The 18,641-nt window shown below is 37.6% G+C and carries 17 protein-coding genes; 10 read left to right on the plus strand and 7 right to left on the minus strand.

Translation table 11 applies throughout. From position 1 onward, the window contains the following. The first annotated feature begins 98 nt into the window (after nucleotides 1–98). From Q2U82_RS08385 to Q2U82_RS08395, 3 genes are all read left to right on the plus strand, one after another. Nucleotides 99–2,309, plus strand: coding sequence for a carboxy terminal-processing peptidase (locus tag Q2U82_RS08385; protein ID WP_410004429.1), 2,211 nt, complete (start codon nucleotides 99–101; stop codon nucleotides 2,307–2,309). Between the two features lie 63 nt (nucleotides 2,310–2,372). Then, complete coding sequence (locus tag Q2U82_RS08390; RefSeq protein ID WP_410004430.1) at nucleotides 2,373–3,479, plus strand: ABC transporter permease; 1,107 nt, start codon at nucleotides 2,373–2,375, stop codon at nucleotides 3,477–3,479. A gap of 10 nt (nucleotides 3,480–3,489) precedes the next feature. Next, nucleotides 3,490–4,305, plus strand: a complete 816-nt coding sequence (locus tag Q2U82_RS08395) for a DNA/RNA non-specific endonuclease (RefSeq protein ID WP_410004431.1) — start codon at nucleotides 3,490–3,492, stop codon at nucleotides 4,303–4,305. 124 nt (nucleotides 4,306–4,429) lie between these two features. Here the strand turns inward: Q2U82_RS08395 and rodA are convergent, their stop codons facing one another. The 6 genes from rodA to purH all read right to left on the minus strand — a co-directional run bounded on the left by rodA (nucleotide 4,430) and on the right by purH (nucleotide 11,601). Further along, nucleotides 4,430–5,686: a rod shape-determining protein RodA gene (gene rodA / locus Q2U82_RS08400; protein WP_410004432.1), complete on the minus strand. Its 1,257-nt coding sequence runs from the start codon at nucleotides 5,684–5,686 to the stop codon at nucleotides 4,430–4,432. Next, nucleotides 5,686–7,551 (minus strand): penicillin-binding protein 2, encoded by a 1,866-nt coding sequence (gene mrdA, locus Q2U82_RS08405; RefSeq protein ID WP_410004433.1) that lies wholly within the window; start codon nucleotides 7,549–7,551, stop codon nucleotides 5,686–5,688. The genes rodA and mrdA overlap by 1 nt, the downstream gene beginning before the upstream one ends. Then, nucleotides 7,548–8,057, minus strand: coding sequence for a rod shape-determining protein MreD (locus Q2U82_RS08410; protein ID WP_410004434.1), 510 nt, complete (start codon nucleotides 8,055–8,057; stop codon nucleotides 7,548–7,550). Before Q2U82_RS08410 ends, mrdA begins: the two co-directional genes overlap by 4 nt. After that, nucleotides 8,044–8,874, minus strand: coding sequence for a rod shape-determining protein MreC (mreC, locus tag Q2U82_RS08415; RefSeq protein WP_410004435.1), 831 nt, complete (start codon nucleotides 8,872–8,874; stop codon nucleotides 8,044–8,046). Before mreC ends, Q2U82_RS08410 begins: the two co-directional genes overlap by 14 nt. Before the next feature lie 102 nt (nucleotides 8,875–8,976). Next, nucleotides 8,977–10,005 (minus strand): rod shape-determining protein, encoded by a 1,029-nt coding sequence (locus Q2U82_RS08420; protein ID WP_068761218.1) that lies wholly within the window; start codon nucleotides 10,003–10,005, stop codon nucleotides 8,977–8,979. Nucleotides 10,006–10,068: 63 nt separating this feature from the next. Further along, complete coding sequence (gene purH / locus Q2U82_RS08425) at nucleotides 10,069–11,601, minus strand: bifunctional phosphoribosylaminoimidazolecarboxamide formyltransferase/IMP cyclohydrolase (protein WP_410004436.1); 1,533 nt, start codon at nucleotides 11,599–11,601, stop codon at nucleotides 10,069–10,071. 152 nt (nucleotides 11,602–11,753) lie between these two features. On the opposite strand from purH, the gene Q2U82_RS08430 reads away from it, so the two are divergent. Continuing rightward, nucleotides 11,754–13,010, plus strand: coding sequence for an ABC transporter permease (locus Q2U82_RS08430; protein ID WP_410004437.1), 1,257 nt, complete (start codon nucleotides 11,754–11,756; stop codon nucleotides 13,008–13,010). 121 nt (nucleotides 13,011–13,131) lie between these two features. Here Q2U82_RS08430 and Q2U82_RS08435 read toward each other — a convergent pair whose 3' ends face one another. After that, nucleotides 13,132–13,587 carry a GAF domain-containing protein gene (locus Q2U82_RS08435; protein ID WP_410004438.1) on the minus strand — a complete coding sequence of 152 codons (456 nt, stop codon included), beginning with the start codon at nucleotides 13,585–13,587 and terminating at the stop codon, nucleotides 13,132–13,134. A gap of 74 nt (nucleotides 13,588–13,661) precedes the next feature. On the opposite strand from Q2U82_RS08435, the gene xrtF reads away from it, so the two are divergent. The 6 genes from xrtF (at nucleotide 13,662) to Q2U82_RS08465 (ending at nucleotide 18,640) form a co-directional block, all read left to right on the plus strand. Continuing rightward, nucleotides 13,662–14,231, plus strand: coding sequence for an exosortase family protein XrtF (gene xrtF / locus Q2U82_RS08440; RefSeq protein ID WP_410004439.1), 570 nt, complete (start codon nucleotides 13,662–13,664; stop codon nucleotides 14,229–14,231). Beyond that, nucleotides 14,228–14,662, plus strand: a complete 435-nt coding sequence (locus Q2U82_RS08445; RefSeq protein WP_410004440.1) for an exosortase F system-associated membrane protein — start codon at nucleotides 14,228–14,230, stop codon at nucleotides 14,660–14,662. The genes xrtF and Q2U82_RS08445 overlap by 4 nt, the downstream gene beginning before the upstream one ends. Nucleotides 14,663–14,704: 42 nt before the next feature. Next, a complete protein-coding gene (locus Q2U82_RS08450) occupies nucleotides 14,705–15,247 on the plus strand; it encodes a DUF3347 domain-containing protein (RefSeq protein WP_410004441.1) in 543 nt (180 codons plus the stop codon). Nucleotides 15,248–15,303: 56 nt separating this feature from the next. After that, complete coding sequence (locus tag Q2U82_RS08455; protein ID WP_410004442.1) at nucleotides 15,304–15,723, plus strand: HYC_CC_PP family protein; 420 nt, start codon at nucleotides 15,304–15,306, stop codon at nucleotides 15,721–15,723. Nucleotides 15,724–15,808: 85 nt separating this feature from the next. After that, nucleotides 15,809–18,139 (plus strand): multicopper oxidase domain-containing protein, encoded by a 2,331-nt coding sequence (locus Q2U82_RS08460; RefSeq protein WP_410004443.1) that lies wholly within the window; start codon nucleotides 15,809–15,811, stop codon nucleotides 18,137–18,139. A 21-nt stretch (nucleotides 18,140–18,160) separates the two neighbouring features. Next, a complete protein-coding gene (locus tag Q2U82_RS08465; RefSeq protein WP_410004444.1) occupies nucleotides 18,161–18,640 on the plus strand; it encodes a DUF305 domain-containing protein in 480 nt (159 codons plus the stop codon). Nucleotide 18,641: the final 1 nt, after the last annotated feature.

The raw sequence follows: 18,641 nt of genomic DNA on the forward strand, positions 1-18,641 counted from the left end.
AAAAGCTGTTTAACAAAAAATTAGTATCCAAATCCTTTAATGGCAAAGTTTTTTATATAATTTAGGCACTCTTAAAATATACTACCACTATGCGCATAATGAAGAAAAATTTTAAAGTTTTGTTTCTTGCTGTTTTTGTTTCTGTAGCTTCCTGCAGTTTTACTACCAAGGAATTTAACGATCCCGATAAAGACAAACTACTTTTAGACCTTATAAGTTACGTACTTCAAAAAGGGCATTATGACCCTAAAGACATTAACGATCAGTTTTCGGCAGATGTATATGAAAACTTCATTAAGGGATTAGATCCTTTAAAAAGATATTTCTTAGCTTCAGATATTGCCGAATTCAGCAAATACAAAACCGAAATTGATGACCAAATAAAAAACAAAGACCTTTCTTTTTTCAATTTGGTTTATGATCGTTTTCAGGAACGAATGGAGGATGTGAAAAAAATATACCCAGAGGTTTTGAGCAAACCTTTTGATTTTAATGAAAAGGAAACCATCAATGTAGATTATGATAAATTGGCTTACGCTGAATCCAAGAAAGACTTGAAAGCACGTTGGAAACAACAATTAAAATTTACAACCCTTTCTGGTTATTATGATTTGGTAGAAGATCAAAAGAAAAGAGAGAAGGGTATTACAACATCTGAAGAAGCTACCGATAGTAGCGATGATATAGATTCTTCTGAAGCAGACAAAGAAGCCAAGAACAAAACCGATGAGCCTTTTGAGCCAAAATCTCTGGCAGAACTTGAGAAGAAATCTCGCGAAACAACAAAAACCTCATTAGACGAGTATTTTGATTTCACCAAAGATTTGGAGCGTAAAGACTATTTCTCAATCTATTTAAACACCATAGTTGAAGAATACGATCCGCACAGCAACTATTTTGCACCACCAGATAAAGACCGATTTGATTTACAAATGTCTGGAAAATTGGAAGGAATAGGAGCTAGACTTCAAAAGAAAAATGATTATATAACGGTTATCGAAATTATAAGCGGTGGCCCAGCATGGCGAAGTGAAAAAATTGAAGTAGGTGATGCCATTATGAAAGTAAAGCAAGAAGATGAAAAAGATGCAGTAAGTATTGTGGGAATGCGTATTGATGATGCAGTGAAACTTATAAAGGGGCCAAAAGGCACGAAAGTTACATTGACCATTAAAAATGTTGACGGAACCATTTCTGATAAAACCATTACTCGAGATGTGGTTGAATTGGAAGAAACCTATGCAAAATCTTCATTTATTGAAAAGGATGATCGCAAATTTGGATTGATAAATCTTCCGCAGTTCTATTTTGATATGGAGAATTACAAAGAAAGAAATGCAGCCACAGACGTTAAAAAAGAAATCATTCGTCTGAAAGAACAGGGGATGGAAGGGCTTGTTTTAGATCTACGCGACAATGGTGGGGGATCTTTAAGAACTGCAGTGGATATTGCAGGGCTTTTCATAAAAAAAGGACCTGTTGTTCAGGTTGCTTCTGCAGGAAATAAAGAAGTACTCGAAGACAAAGACAGCGAAATAGTTTGGGATGGCCCCTTGGTGATTTTGGTGAATGAGCTTTCCGCATCAGCATCAGAGATTTTAGCGGCGGCAATGCAAGATTACAAACGAGCCATCATTATTGGAAGCAAGCAAACCTACGGAAAAGGAACGGTTCAAAATGTAATTGATCTAAACCAATGGCTTCGCAAAAATGACATGGGAGATTTGGGAGCTTTGAAAATAACATCACAAAAATTCTACCGTGTTAACGGTGGTTCCACCCAATTGGAAGGAGTGAAAAGCGATGTGGTAATGCCAGATCGTTATAGCTATATTGACGTTGGTGAAAGAGATTATCCAAACCCATTGCCTTATGATAAAATAGATGCCGCAAAATATACTGTTTGGGATGGTTATATAGATTATGACGAAACCATTCAAAAAAGCAAAGCAAGAATGGCTCAAAACGAACAATTGAAATTAATTGATGATAACGCGAAATGGATAAAGGAACGCAGAGATGAAAAAGAAGTAAATCTCAATTATAATGAATATAGTTCCGAAATTGAACAACGCAAAAAAGAAACTAAGCGTTTTGATGCTATCGACAATTATGACAATCAACTAAGTTTTGAATCTTTACCATATGAGACAGAATTGATGAAACAGGACACAATCTTGTCTGAAAAACGAAAAAGATGGCACAAAAACCTAAGCAAGGATATGTATATTGAAGAAGCTGTCCACGTGCTGGAAGATTTAAAGCTCAATAACATTAAAGCTGGAAAAGTGGCTGACATTAAAAATTAATAAAACGATGAAGGCATTGCTAGTTTCTTAATGTTACAAGCTAAATTTTACTAAATTTGAAGTGTGAAAAACTCCACTTCATTAACCCAGATAGCGCTCCAAAAGTTCAAAAAAAACTTTTGGGGCGTTTTTAGTTTGGGTTTTTTAGCGCTCTGTGTTTTGGTTGCAATTTTTGCGTATGCTTTGGCTCCAGATAATTCTGAAAATGCAAACCAAATGCATCTTTCAATACATTCCAAAAATCCAGGGTTTTCTGTAAAAATGCTTACAATCCCCAGTGCAGTTGAAAGCCAAAATCCTTTCTCTGTCTTCTTCTTCGGAAAGAAAAATGCAGATACGGAAGTCCCTATCTCAAAATATTCTCTGACTGAAAATTCAATTGAAATAACTGAATATACACCTGACGGCACTGACGGTCTTCAAAAGGAATATGCACTTTCACTTTTTCCTAAAACAAATTCCGTTGATGAAATTCCCAGAAAATACATTTCAGAAAAAAAATTCCTGCTCGGGACGGATAAATACGGTCGCGATTTATTGAGCAGAATGCTTATAGGCATTCGTATTTCGTTGGCTATTGGCTTTGTCGCTGTTTTTATTTCTTTGGTAATTGGAATAACGATGGGCGCCATTGCAGGTTATTTTGGCGGAAAAGTGGATGCCGCAATTATGTGGCTCATCAATGTTACCTGGTCGATTCCAACGTTGCTTTTGGTAATTGCAATCACTTTAGCGCTTGGGAAAGGTTTTTGGCAGGTTTTTATAGCCGTTGGGCTCACAATGTGGGTAGAAGTCGCTCGCGTGGTAAGAGGGCGGGTAATGGGCGTAAAACAGATGCAATATGTTACCGCCGCAAGAGCTTTGGGTTTTAATGATTTCAGAATAATTGTAAAACACATTTTGCCAAATAGTATGGCGCCGGTTATCATCATTTCTGCAGCTAATTTTGCAGGAGCAATTCTAATTGAAAGCGGATTATCGTTTTTAGGAATAGGCGCACAACCACCAATGCCCAGTTGGGGCGGGATTATTAAAGATCATTACGCCTATATTATTTTGGGGAAACCCTATCTTGCCCTCATTCCCGGATTGGCCATTATGAGTTTGGTCACCGCGTTTATGTTGATTGGGAATGCATTGCGCGATGCAATGGATGTGAGAAATGATTAATTAAACTTCAATGAACCGAAAATACATTTACCCTATAGTTATTATCATCGTAACAGTTGTACTTTATTATGCTGACGATTTATTTGAAAAAGATAATACTTCAGTTGCTGACTCTTCCGAAGTAATACAACGAAATTCTAAAGAATTTGATGATTCGTTTCTACCCAGTTCAACAACGGGAGAAATCGTAAAACACAACTTTTTCACCCTTTCCTATTCCGAAAAAGACGAACAGGCAGAGTGGGTGGCTTATGAACTGGCTAAAAGCGATCTTTTAAAAAATGAATTTGAACGGCCCTATTTTATTGAGGATAAAAAAGTGAAAACCAAATCGGCTGATTGGCGGAATTATAAAAACTCTGGTTATGACCGCGGCCATCTTTGTCCAGCGGGCGATAGAAGGATTTCTTTTGAAGCATACAATGAAACTTTTTTAACGAGTAATATCAGTCCGCAAGATCATGATTTTAATGCCGGAATTTGGAACCGATTGGAACAAAAAGTTCGCTATTGGGCTGAAAAATATGATGGCGTTTATGTTGTGACAGGTGGCGTTTTAAAAGGAAAAATGAAAACTATTGGCGATGAAAATGTTTCGGTTCCGAACGAATTTTATAAAATAGTCGTGGATGTTTCCGGCGGAAATTATAAAGCCATTGCGTTTTTAATTCCGAATAAGGCTTCGAGTGAATCTTTTTATGAATACGCTGTTTCCATAGATGAAATTGAAGCCAAAACAGGAATTGATTTTTTTCCGAAGTTGCCAGATTCCATTGAAAATAATTTGGAACAAATGCTAGATTTAAAAGCTTGGGGGAGGAGATAGTTTTTTAGTCGCAGTCTCAGTCGCAGTTTCAGTTTCAGTCGCAGTCGCAGTCGCAGTGGCAGTTTGTAGTAGTGATATAGATTCGATTTCTACTTTCGATTTCGTTTTCGATTTCGATTTGGATTTAAGAGTAGTGATAATTCGCTCCATCCAATTTCACGAAAATAAACAGTAAAATAGTAAAGCCCCAAAGTGCAGAACCTCCGTAACTAAAGAATGGTAGCGGAATACCAACCGTTGGAAAAATTCCTGTTACCATTCCAATATTCACAAAAAAGTGTAGAAAAAGAATTGCGGCCACGCTATATCCATAAACTCTTCCAAACTGGTTTTTTTGTTTTTCAGCTCGATAAATAATTCGTGTTATTAACCCAACAAAAAGTAAAACAACTATCATGCTTCCCAAAAAGCCCCATTCTTCACCCACGGTACTGAAAATATAATCTGTGTGTTGTTCGGGAACAAAGTTTCCTTTGGTTTGTGTTCCCTGTGTCCAGCCTTTTCCAAACCAACCGCCATTGCTAATTGCTATTTCGCTTTGATTTGTATTATAGCCTATTCCTCGGGCATCAACTTCTTTTCCCAAAACAATATTGAAACGATCGCGATGGTGCTGCTTAAAAACATTGTTAAAAATATAGCTTACTGAAAACGCAAAAGCAATACAGCTAGTAACAATAAGCACATATTTCATTATATTGGGGCGCTTTCTTCGATTTCTATAAAAAAGAATTCCAGCTAATAATACAACTCCTACCGCAGCCCAAACCGCACCAAAAGCTAGCGTTGACACAAAAAGAATAACACCAAATAGGCCCAACAGTAAATAAACCCCGTGAAGACCTTCTCTGTAGAGTGGAAAAACAAAAGCCGCATAAATTAGTGCACTCCCTGGATCAGGCTGAAGAACAATCAATATTGCGGGTAGCGCAAGAATGATAAAAGCTCCCATTTGATGTTTGAAGTCTTGCATGTTTGTTTGAATATCGCTGACGTATTTTGCGAGCGCCAAAGCAGTGGTAGCCTTAACAAATTCACTGGGTTGAATACTCACCCCTCCGAAATCATACCAGGAGGTGGCTCCAGCAATTGTTTTTCCAAGAATGAAAAGCCCCACGAGGGATATTAAGGATACTATATAGATAACACTGGCAAAACGTTCATAGAACTTAGATTCAACGGCGAGAACAAAAATAATTATGATGACACTTAAGCCTATCCAAATCATCTGCTTGCCATAAATTTGGTCAAAATCAAAAAAACCTTTAGCGCTATCGCTAAGAGAAGCGGAATAAATATTGATCCACCCCATAGTAACCAAAGCGATATACATAAAGATGATTAACCAATCAAAACGGACGTAACTTTTTGTTGCTGCCATTAGTGGTTTATTGAAAAAGGTTGTCCGCTATATGGCTTGGCGTATTCTGCTTCCAAGCTTCCTTCCAGCACATATTTTTCCATATCGGTTCGGGTTATTTCTCCTTTTAGATATTTTTCAATCATAAGGCCCGCAATTCGCCCTGCCCAGCGTGATCCCCAATATCCGTTTTCAACAAAAACAGCGATAGCGATTTTTGGATTGTCTTTTGGAGCAAAGGCAACAAAGATAGAGTGATCTGTAAGTTGAACGCGTTTTCCATTGATTTTTGTGAAATTTTCAGCGGTACCCGTTTTTCCGCAAATATCAATTCCTGGAATTTGTATCGATGATGCAGTACCGCGCTTATAAACTTGATACATGCCTTCCACAACTGGTTTGAAGTTTTCAGGCTCTACTGTGGTGTAATGTTTTTCTTTGAATTTCTGCGGAATGGTATCAGGCCCAACAATGTTTTTAATGATATGAGGCGTGTAATAATAACCTCGGTTTGCAATAGCTGCTGTAAAATTGGCCATCTGCATAGGCGTAAGCAATACTTCTCCCTGCCCAATAGCGTTTGAGATTGTTGCTAATGAAGACCAGTTATGTGCTGGAAAATCGTGTATTTTGTTATAATATTTTGAAGTAGGAATATTGCCTCTTTTTCCACTTGGTAGATCGTAGCCCAAAAAGTCACCCAGCCCGAAACTCATTAAATCTTTTCTCCAAGCATCAATACCTTCCTGAGGCGTTGGGTATTTATCAATGATTCTTTTATAAACGTTACAGAAATAAGCATTGCAGCTATTGGCAATTCCGCCAACCATAGCAAGAGGAGATGGATGGTTATGGCAACCCAAAGTCCTATTTCCGTATCTGAAGCCTCGATAACAATAAAATCTATCTAGAGTGTCAACCACTTTTTCTTGAAGACCTACAAGTGCGGTTAGCGTTTTAAAAGGTGATCCCGGAGGATATTCACCCATTAGAACCCTGTCATACAATGGTTTTCCAATAGTGTCATACCACAATTTGGTGAAATTTTTAGATCGGTCGCGGCCTACCAAAAGGGAAGGGTCATAACTTGGTGCAGTTATAAGTGCGAGTATTTCTCCGGTATCTGGTTCAATGGCCACAATACCTCCGCGTTTGTGAATCATTAATTCTTCACCGTATTTTTGAAGCGTTGCGTCAATGGTTAACTGAACGTCATTTCCGCGTTCTGGTAGCGTATCAAAAATTCCATCTTTATAGGGGCCAATATCTCTGTTGAAACGATCTCTTTGAATATATTTCACTCCTTTAATACCGCGAAGCACATCTTCATATTCCTTTTCAACTCCGGCGGTACCAATGAGTTCGCCCATTTGATAATACGGGTTTTTTTCTATGATGGCATTGTTCACTTCTGCAATGTAGCCCATTACGTTCGCTGAATGATCTACCTGATATTCGCGGAGGGAACGCCTTTGGATGTAAAATCCTTCATATTTATACATTTTTTCTGAAAGGGAAGCATAATCAGCCTTGTTCAACTGTGGAAGCACTACTGAAGGAAGTCGTGGTGAATACACCCGCGCTTTGTGCAATATTTCTTTAAATTCTTCCTTGGTTATTTTTAGCAAACCGCAAAACTCTAAAGTGTCCAGAGGTTTCACGTCTTTAGGAATTACCATCACATCATATGACGGCTGATTTGAAACCAAAAGTTTATTGTTCCTATCAAACATATAACCTCTTTGCGGATAGTCATACATTACCTTAATAGCACTGTTTTGGGCAAGTGAGTCTGAGGAAGCATCGTAAACCTGCAAATAGAAAAGTCTGGCCGTAAAGAGTAGGCCACTTATAAGAACCAATGCTAAAAGAACAACTTTTCTCATGTAGATTTTCTATTGAACAAAATCATGGTACACACTATCAATATTATGGTAAATATCCCTGAAAACAACGTAGATTTTAATAGTAGCAGTATATGTTTTACGCTAAAAATTTCCAAAGAAAACATCACAAAATGATGCATAAAAACCAATGAAGCTATATAAGTAAGCCTTTCCATTGGGTCGGCTTTTTTAATTTTCACACTGTTGTATTCATAACTAACCCCGAATGAATATTTTAAAACCACTGGTCGAATGTAAGCTATAAACGCACAGGCAGCCGCATGAACTCCTCCGGAATCTTCAAAAATATCTATAGAAAGTCCCAAAAGAAAACTCAAAAAGATTAAAAGCCCTTTATTTCCGTCTAAGGGAAACATTAAAATGAAATATATATATAAATATGGATTTATATAGCCTGCAATATTTATATTGTTAAGCATCAGTACTTGAAGAAAAACAAGTACAATAAACCGAACGATATTTACAATAATATCATTGTTCTTCATCTTCCACTCCTTTTTCCAGTTCTATAATTTCTTGAGCATCATTATTTTCAATTAAGTAAACATGTTCAAGGCTCGTCATATCATTGAAAAGATCAATATTCACATAGTAGTAATTGTCATCATTGTCAAGGTGAAAATCTTTTATGGTGCCAATTAAAATTCCTTCGGGAAAAATAGTAGATCTTCCACCAGTTACGATTGTGTCACCTTTTTCAATTTTAGCAATACGAGGTATATCTATCAACTGTGCTATGTTTGGATTTTTTGTGTCCCAAATAAGCGAACCAAAATCTCCAGAGTTTTTTAGTTTCGCATTAATTCTACTTTGGGTATTTAGAATTGATTGAACTGTTGCGTAGTTTTCAGAAACTTGGCTTACAATACCAACAATTCCTTTGGAAGATATTACGGCTAAATCAATTTTTATACTGTCTTTCCAGCCTTTGTCCAGCGTAAGTTGGTTTTTGGTTTTGGAGTAATTATTGTTGATTACCCGTGCTGTGAAATATTCGTATTTGTTTGGAATAACGGTACTGTCCAATTTTTCTAAAACTACTTTTTCCTTAAATTCTTCTAGCTTTTTACGAAGCATTAAATTTTCCTGAAGCAGCTGTTCGTTTTCTTTTCCTAATGAAAAATAGTCGGTAATATTATTTCTAAAAGTATATACCCCGCCTGTTATATAATTGGCAGAGCTTATAAACTTATTGTTATGATAATTATGGGTTTGAATGGTGAGCGCTACAGAAATAGTAAAAAGCACGGCAAACAACAGGAAATTTTTATTCCGAATGAAGAAAAATATAATCTGTTGCATTGCTATTTGGGGTTAAAATATTCTGCTTTCTAATGGGAGCAACGCCATAAATGGGCAACTATTCTTTTAAGTTTTTCAGGGAAAAGGTTTCTTCTGAAAAAATTATTTAATCAACACGCTTTTGTATTTGGCTAGGTTTTTCAAGCAAATTCCAGTTCCACGAACTACTGCGCGTAAGGGATCTTCAGCAATATAAACCGGAAGATCGGTTTTTTGCGAAAGCCTTTTGTCGAGTCCGCGAAGCATCGATCCACCGCCGGCAAGATAGATTCCGGTGTTGTAAATATCTGCCGCAAGTTCCGGCGGAGTTTGCGAAAGTGTTTCCATAACCGCATCCTCAATTCGAAGGATGGATTTGTCCAATGCCTTTGCAATTTCTCTATAAGAAGTTTGAACTTGTTTCGGTTTCCCTGTAAGCAAATCGCGACCTTGCACGTCCATTTCGTCCGGTGGAAGTTCAAGATCCTCCGTTGCGGCACCAATTTGGATTTTTATTTTTTCAGCAGTACGTTCTCCAACATATAGGTTGTGCTGGGTTCGCATATAATAAACAATATCGTTGGTGAAAACATCACCAGCAATTTTTATGGATTTGTCGCAAACTATCCCCCCAAGAGCGATTACGGCAATTTCTGTAGTTCCACCTCCTATGTCCACAACCATATTTCCTTTGGGTTGCATAATATCAACACCAATACCGATAGCTGCTGCCATTGGTTCGTGGATCAAATAAACTTCTTTTCCGTTAACGCGTTCGGCGCTTTCCTTTACGGCTCGCATTTCTACTTCGGTAATTCCGCTGGGAATACAAACAACCATTCGAAGAGAAGGTTTTAGCCATTTCTTTTTCAACGCTGGAATATCGCTGATAAACATGTTTATCATCTTTTCACTGGCATCAAAATCTGCAATTACCCCATCTTTTAACGGACGGATAGTTTTAATGTTTTCGTGTGTTTTTCCCTGCATCATCGCGGCTTCGCGGCCTACGGCGATTATTTTTCCGGTAGTTCGGTCGCGTGCAACAATTGATGGCGCATCCACAACAACTTTATCGTTATGGATTATAAGGGTATTTGCGGTACCAAGGTCAATTGCTATTTCTTCAGTCAGGAAGTCAAAAAATCCCATAGTTTAAATTGGTGGTATTGAGGGTTAACGTGTTAGGTTTGGTTTTAACAAATGTAATAAAATTTAATGCTTAAAATGGCGCGTTCCGGTAAATACCATTGCCATTTCATTTTTGTTGCAATAATCAATGCTCAATTGGTCTTTGATTGACCCTCCGGGCTGAATTACAGCAGTTATTCCTGCGTTGTCCGCAATTTCCACACAATCGGGAAACGGGAAAAAAGCATCACTTGCCATTACAGCTCCTTCAAGGTTAAAATTAAAGGCTTTTGCTTTTTCAATTGCTTGCCGTAACGCATCAACGCGACTGGTTTGGCCGGTTCCGCTGGCGCAAAGTTGTTTACCCTTTGCCAAAACAATTGTGTTCGATTTTGTGTGCTTGCAAATTTTTGAAGCGAACAACAAGTCTTCTAACTCTTCGGAATTGGGTTTATTGTTTGTTGCGTGCGTTAAAATTTCAGCACTGTCGGTAATATTGTCTTTATCCTGTACCAAAACGCCGTTTAAACAAGTTCTCACGGTTGTTGAAGGTAGTGTTATTTCTTTCTGAATCAACAAAATTCGATTCTTTTTTCCTTCTAAAATTTCCTGTGCTTTTGCAGAAAAAGAAGGGGCAATTACCACTTCGCAAAAAAGGTCATTTATTTCTTTTGCGGTTGGTTCATCAATTTCCACATTGCTGATTAAAATTCCTCCGAAAGCTGAAACTGGATCGCCCGCCAAAGCAGCCATATAGGCCTGTTGCACGGTTTCGCGTTGTGCAATTCCGCAGGCGTTGTTGTGTTTTAAAATTGCAAAAGTAGGCGCTTCGCCCTTAAATTCGTTCATCAAATTTACTGCTGCGTCAACGTCCAAAAGGTTGTTGTAACTCAATTCCTTTCCGTGAAGTTTGGTGAACATTTCATCAAAATTCCCAAAGAAAAAACCTTTTTGGTGCGGATTTTCGCCATAGCGAAGTTCCTGTCCGTTAGTTTCGCTTATTTTAAACGCAGGTAATTTTTCTTCTTGGTTGAAATAATTAAAAATTGCAGTATCGTAGTTTGAAGAAATATTAAAAGATTTTGCGGCAAAACGCTTGCGGTCTTTCAACGAAATTTCACCATTGTTTGCAGAAATCAATTCCAAAAATTCAACGTAATCTTCAACTGAGGAAACGCAAATGGTATCCTTAAAATTCTTTGCAGCAGCGCGAATCAAGGAAATTCCGCCAATATCAATTTTTTCAATAATGTCTGCTTCCGAAGCGCCCGAAGCAACGGTTTTTTCAAAAGGGTATAAATCCACAATCACGGCATCAATCTGGGGAATTTTGTATTGTTCCATTTCGGCAACATCGCCTTGATGGTCCTGTCTGTTTAAAATTCCGCCAAAAACTTTTGGGTGAAGTGTCTTCACGCGACCGCCCAAAATAGAAGGGTAGTCTGTTATGTCTTCCACTGCAATTACCTCGATTCCAAGATCGTTAATGAATTTTTCGGTGCCTCCGGTAGAGTAGATTTTTACGTTTTGTTCGTGTAGTTTTTTAACAATCGGGGCGAGTCCTTCTTTGCTAAAAACGGAAATTAAAGCAGATGTAATTTTTTTGGAATTGTTCATTATCGAAAATTAAGGTGCAAAAGTACATAATTGAATAGTAAATTTGTAACATAACCACAGAGAAAACGTCTTACTTTTTATAATTTTATCAACGTTTTTTAAAGTTTAAACTTAAAATTTCAAAATCATCAATCGTTAATCGAAAATCATAAATGCTAATATATCTTCGGGTTTTAAAAGAAAGTTTCAATTTCGCACTAAATGCGCTACGAAATAATAAATTGCGAACTTTTCTTTCTTTGGTTGGTGTAACGATTGGTATTTTTTCAATCATTGCGGTTTTGGCTGCAGTTGATTCCCTAAAACGTGAAATTGAGGGCAGTATTAGTGGGTTGGATAATAGTACCATTATCGTTATGCGTTTCAATTTTGGACCAACAGATATCCCACGATGGAAATGGCAGCAGTTTCCAGATGTTACCTATGATGAATATCAATATATTGAGCGAAACACCCCCAATATTGAAGCTGCAACTTTTACGCTAGAAGTACCGAATGAAAGTATAAAATATGATAATAATCAAGTTGATAATGTTCCAATTGGAGCGGTGACCGATAGTTATTATGATATTGAAGCTTTAAAACTTATTGAAGGCAGATTTTTTAATGGTTCCGAATCAAACAGCGGCTCTATGGTCGTGGTTTTGGGCTATGAGATTGCAAATAAATTATTTGGTGATGTAGCGAGCGCTATTGGCAAAGAGGTGCGTATTTACGGTCGAAAATTCAATGTAGTTGGAGTTTTGAATAAAGAAGGGGCAGGGCTTTTTGGGAATTCAAAAGATACCTCTGTGTGGATGCCTGTAAATGTAGTACGGAGAATTTATGGTGACAACAACAAAAAAACTTTTCCGCAGATTGTAATAAAACCCCAGCAAAATATTGACGAAGCTGAATTTAAAGCTTTGCTTGAACAGAAGCTTCGTTTAAAACGAGGTTTGAAACCAGATGAAATAAGTAATTTTTTCGTGAATCAGCTTCAAGGGGTCACAGATTTTATTGACAATATTACTGGAAGCATGAATATAATTGGGCTTATAATCAGCGGGTTTTCACTGCTGGTTGGGGGCTTTGGAATAGCCAATATTATGTTCGTAAGCGTAAAGGAACGCACCAACTTAATAGGAATTCAAAAATCTTTGGGTGCGAAGAACAAATTTATATTATTTCAATTTTTATTTGAAGCCGTAATTCTTGCAGTAATTGGTGGATTAATAGGACTGTTTTTGGTATTTATTGTTTCCCTTTTGGCGTCTCAATTCACAGGTGATTTTGAATTTGTACTGTCGCCGTGGAATATGTTTGTCGGAACGGCAATTTCTGCAGCAATCGGTTTGGTTTCAGGAATTCTTCCCGCAATTTCAGCTTCAAAATTGGATCCAGTGGAGGCGATCAGAACAGGGATGTAGACAGCGCAAATTCCAAAAGCCAGGTTTTGTTCTTTTTATTTTTTTTGAGATTTATTTGGAATTTGGTGCTTGTAATTTTTGATTTTCGAAGAAGTTGCGCGAAAATTTTAGATTAAAAAGCCTAAAGTATATTTGCAACTTCTTCGTTGACCCATTCCAAAAAACGTTCGTCTTCCTCAGAAAATGGGTCTTCCATATGTGAGTCTATATCTATTTGCCCTATGTTTTTTCCGTTCTTAAATAGTGGGATTACTATTTCAGATTTCACGGTAATACTACACGCAATGTAGTTGTCCTGCGCTTTCACGTCTGGCACCACAAAATTTTGATTGCTCACGGCGACTTGTCCACAAATTCCTTTTCCGAAAGGGATAACCGTATGGTCAGTAGGTTCTCCTGCAAAAGCTTTTAGATGAAGTGTTTTTTCGACCTCGTTTGCGAAATAAAATCCAACCCAATCATAATATCCAATGGAGGACTGCAAAAGCTCACAAACTTCTTTCAAGCGTTGGTCAGTATTTTCGCTCTCGTCAGCTAAAATGGTGGTTACTTTCTGTTTTAAATGTGTAAAGGACATATAATTTAGTTCTTGATTACTTCGGTAAAAGTATTTTAAAACGACTATATACGCCAAAAACAAATACTGTATTTTTGTTAAAAAAAGTAGCATACCCATTGAGAGAGCTATTCAGAAAATATAAATCCGTTTTTCGTTTTATAATCCTTTTTTTAGGAACCTATTTGGTTCTAGGAATTTTGTATTCGGTTTATTTAAAAGCTTCAGAAAATGGAGCATATTTTCCGGACTATATAACCAATCTTGTTGCAAAACAAAGTGCAGCGGTGCTGGATGGTTTTGGTTATAATCCAGTTTTATGGAAAGATTCTTTGGCTCAGGGAATGTTGCTGACTATCAATGATAGATATACCGTGATTGTTGTTGAGGGCTGCAACTCCATAAGTGTCATTATTTTGTTTGTTGCTTTTGTCATCGCTTTCGCGGAAAAATTCAAGAAAACCGTCCTGTTTCTCTTTGCTGGAGCTGTATTGATTTATATAGTGAACATCGTTCGGATTGCAATTCTTACAGTTGCGCTTTATAAATATCCACAGTATGAAGATATTTTACATTCTGTTGTATTTCCGGGAATAATTTATAGTATAGTCTTTATTCTTTGGATGGTTTGGGTACGGATGCTAAAACCAAATTCAATTAAATGAAAAGGCCATTGAAGATATTTGGTATTATCGTTTTTGCGAGTCTTTTGGTCTTGATACGTTTTTTTGAGGATACACTTTTTTACGATCCACTTTTGGAATTTTTCAAAATGGATTATAAAACATTGCCGCTGCCAAAAATGGACATTTATCCGCTGTTAACAAGTGTAGTGTTCCGATTTTTAATGAATACTATTCTTTCGCTTGCAATTCTTTGGTTTGTTTTTAGGGATAAAGAAATCATTAAGTTTTCGGTAATTTTATACAGTTTCTTGTTTATACTGCTTTTTACAGCTTTTATTTTCATTGTTTTTACTTCAGAAGGAACTAGTAGCCATATGGTTTTGTTCTATGTGCGCAGGTTTCTCATACAGCCATTGTTTTTATTGCTTTTGCTTCCAGCTTTTTATTTTCAGAAGTACAAATCCCGTTGAAATTTTAATACCTTTGTATCTCTTCTAAAATGTATTTTTATAATGAAAAAATTATCCTTTATTTTCTTCGCAATTACAGCATTCTCAGTTTCATCGTGCAAAGACAATCCGAAACAAACCGAACCTGAAGTTGTAACAGTGGACAATTCTGCGCCAAAAACATATGAAATTGCTCAAACAGAGGCCCAGTTCAATGATCCTAAGGTTGAAGCAATTTTTAAACAATACTTGCAGGTTGAAGCGGCTTTGGTGAACACAGATGCCACTAAAACAGCTGCCGAAGCCTCAAAACTTGAATTGCTTCTTAAAGAAAAGAATGCTGATGAAACTATTCAAAATGCAGTAGCTGCAATGGCAGGTTCTGAAGACATTAAAATTCAACGTGAAAATTTTGAACCATTGAGTATGGGTATTGAAAAAATGCTTCAAGGAGCTTTAGTGTCTGGGACCCTCTACAAGCAATACTGCCCAATGGCTTTTAACAACAAAGGCGCTTACTGGATAAGCAGCAGCAAAGACATCTTAAACCCTTATTTTGGCGATAAAATGCTGAAATGCGGCAGGGTTGATTCTGAAGTAAAATAATTTTAACAAAGCCTTTCAATTTTTTGGGAGGCTTTTTTTTGTATTTTTGCGAAAGCATGAAAAAAACCATTTCCATATTCCTATCTATACTGATGCTTGCCAGCAGTTCTGGAATTGCCTATGCACAGCACTTTTGTAGCGGGATGGAAATGATGGCTGAGATTACTTTGGGTGAAAAACACCTTTCCTGTGGAATGGACATGCACACTCCAGAAACGGATTGCGGTGATGAAGACCCAACTCCCAAAGCCCACGATTGCTGTAAAAACCACATTACCAAAATACACACAGACGATAATTTTGCAAAGGCCTCGTTTGATTTAAAACTAAACAAAACCTTTGTAGCTACTTTCGTTTCTGTGTTTGTGCTGCAGGAAGTAGAAATAACTTCCGCTGAAAAAACTTTCTTCGCGGATTACAGTCCGCCACCACTCGAACAGGATTTAAATATTTTGTACGAGACATTCTTGATTTGATTACTGCCTGCGGTAGCAGGCACCTTATGATTAAAACTCCAAATTTCTACGGGGTAAATACTCATATTCAATCAAATCTAAAAAAATGAAATACAAAATTATAATTACCTTATTCTTGAATTTGGTTTTTCTGAATTATTCCTACTCACAGGAAGAGGGAAGACCCATTCGGGAATATACATTGACTATTGAAAAGCAGTCAGTAAACTTCACGGGCAAAGAAGTTATGGGAATGACCGTAAACGGTAGTATTCCCGGCCCAACCCTTGAATTTACGGAAGGCGAACAAGCCGTAATCCACGTAACCAATAAAATGGACGTGGAAACCTCCGTACACTGGCACGGAATATTGTTGCCAAATTTTCAGGACGGGGTGCCTTATCTTACTACGCCGCCCATTAGGCCGGGCACTACATTTACCTATGAATTTCCAATAAATCAAAGCGGAACCTATTGGTACCATTCGCACACAATGCTTCAAGAGCAGAGCGGTGTTTTTGGTTCTATTGTAATTCAACCAAAAGAAAAAAACTTGGATTACGACAAGGAATTGGTGCTTATGCTTTCAGACTGGACCAATGAAAAGCCAAAGGATGTAATGCGCACATTAAAGCGCGGCAGTGAATGGTATGGAATTAAAAAAGGAACATCAACGCCGTTGAATCAAGTTATTAGTCGCGGCGCATTGGGGGCCCAAATTGATTTTTGGAGACAACGAATGGAAGGTGCCGACATTGCGGATATTTATTATTCAGCTTTTTTGGTAAATGGAAAGCAGCTTGCGGAATATCCAGATTTTAAACCCGGTGAAAAAGTTCGATTGCGCATAATTGACGGTTCGTCTTCAACCCAATTCTGGATGACATTTGGCGGTGAAACACCGTTGTTAGTTTCAGCAGACGGACTTGATGTAGAACCAGTAAAAAGAAACAAAACCTTTATTGCCATTGCTGAGACATACGATTTTATCGTAACCATTCCCCAAAGTGGAAAGTTGGAATTTAGAGCAATGGCGCAGGATGGTTCAGGTACTGCTTTGGCGTATTTGGGTTCAGGAGAAATTCTGCCAGCGCCACTTGTTGAAAAACCTGATAAGATAGCGATGATGCAGGAAATGGCTAAAATGAAGATGAAAATGGGTGCACACGCCATTAAATTCCAACCAAAAAAAGACGAGCGTTATGAAATGAAAGAAGAGTATGGGATGAAAATGGACGGGATGGAAGGTATGGAGATGGATCATTCAAAGATGAATCACTCAAAAATGAAAATGCCGAAAGATTCTATGAAAATGGATCATTCAAAAATGGAAATCTCTAAAGATTCAATGAAAGTTGACCATTCCAAAATGGATCATTCCAAAATGAAAATGGAAAGTGAGCCGATGCAAATGGAAGGGATGAATATGAATTCAGAATACAATTACGATTATCTGAAATCTCCTGAAAAAACTAATTATTCAAAAGATACTCCCGTAACTGAAATTCTCTTGAACCTCACAGGGAATATGAACCGTTACATTTGGAGTTTAAACGGCGTGCCGCTTTCGGAAACGGATAACATAAAAATTAAAGGAAACGAGGTAACAAGAATTACGTTGAACAACCTCACGATGATGCACCACCCAATGCACCTTCACGGGCACTTTTTCAGGGTAATCAACAAAAACGGCAAATATTCCCCTTTAAAACACACTGTAAACGTTCCGCCAATGGAAGAGGTGACCATTGAGTTTTACGGCGATGCTTATGGCGATTGGTTTTTCCATTGCCACGTGCTTTATCATATGATGGGCGGAATGGCGCGCGTGTTTAGTTATGAAACGCCGAGAGACCCAAGAATGGAACAATATCCAGTTTCAAAAATCATGAATGAGGCCAATCATTTTTATACATGGGGAACTGCAGATGTGGCTTCGCATATGGCAGAATTGAATCTCACTTCTTCCAACTTGCGAAACCAGTTCAATATAATGGCAGAATATGGTTGGAACCAAAATCTGGAGGCTGAGGTAACCTATGAGCGCTATTTGCACGATTACCTGCGCGTTTTTGGAGGCGTAAATGTAGAAAACGAAACCGAAGATAGCTTAGATGAAATTGAAACCACGGCTATCGCTGGGGTTCGGTATTTAACGCCTTATTTGTTTAATTTGGATGTACGGATAGACAGTAAACTGCGCCCCCAGATTGGGCTGGAACGGGAAATCATGATTTTCCCCCGAACCCTTGCCTTTGGAATGATTGAATATCAAGCCGATTTTGGTTTGGTGGACCATCTGCCCACAGGAATTGATTACGGCGATGAACTGACTTGGAATGCCGGTCTTGAATACTTTCTATCAAAGAATTTTTCGTTAATGGCCAGTTATGATAACCGTTTTGGTGCTGGAGGTGGTATGTCTATTCGTTTTTAATAACCTTAAAAATTAAAAATTATGGAAAATAATAAAAACACTCACGGAAATCCTTACACAAAATTCGTTTTAATGCTGGCGGCATCTTTTGTGGCAATGTATATAACGATGTATTTAAACACTTATGAAATGGACCATTTTTATTTCAGCCTAACTCGTTTTTATATGACTTGTTTGGGAATATCGGCTATGGCTTTAATAATGTTTTTCTTTATGAAAAAAATGTACAAAAACCGTAAAAAGAATACTGCAATTTTATTGGGAAGCATGCTGCTATTTGGTAGCGCGCTTTTCTTGGTTCGGGCACAGAAACCAATTGGAGATGTTTTGTGGATGAAAGCAATGATTCCGCATCATTCCATAGCTATTTTAACCAGTGAAAGAGCTGATATCAAAGACCCTGAAGTAAAGGAATTGGCCAAAGGAATTATTGAAACACAGCGAAAAGAGATAGGCCAAATGCAGGCGATGATTAACAGACTTGAGAATAACAAACCTTAAT

The sequence above is a fragment of the Aequorivita nionensis genome (assembly GCF_046352995.1).
Classification (GTDB): Bacteria; Bacteroidota; Bacteroidia; order Flavobacteriales; family Flavobacteriaceae; genus Aequorivita; species Aequorivita nionensis.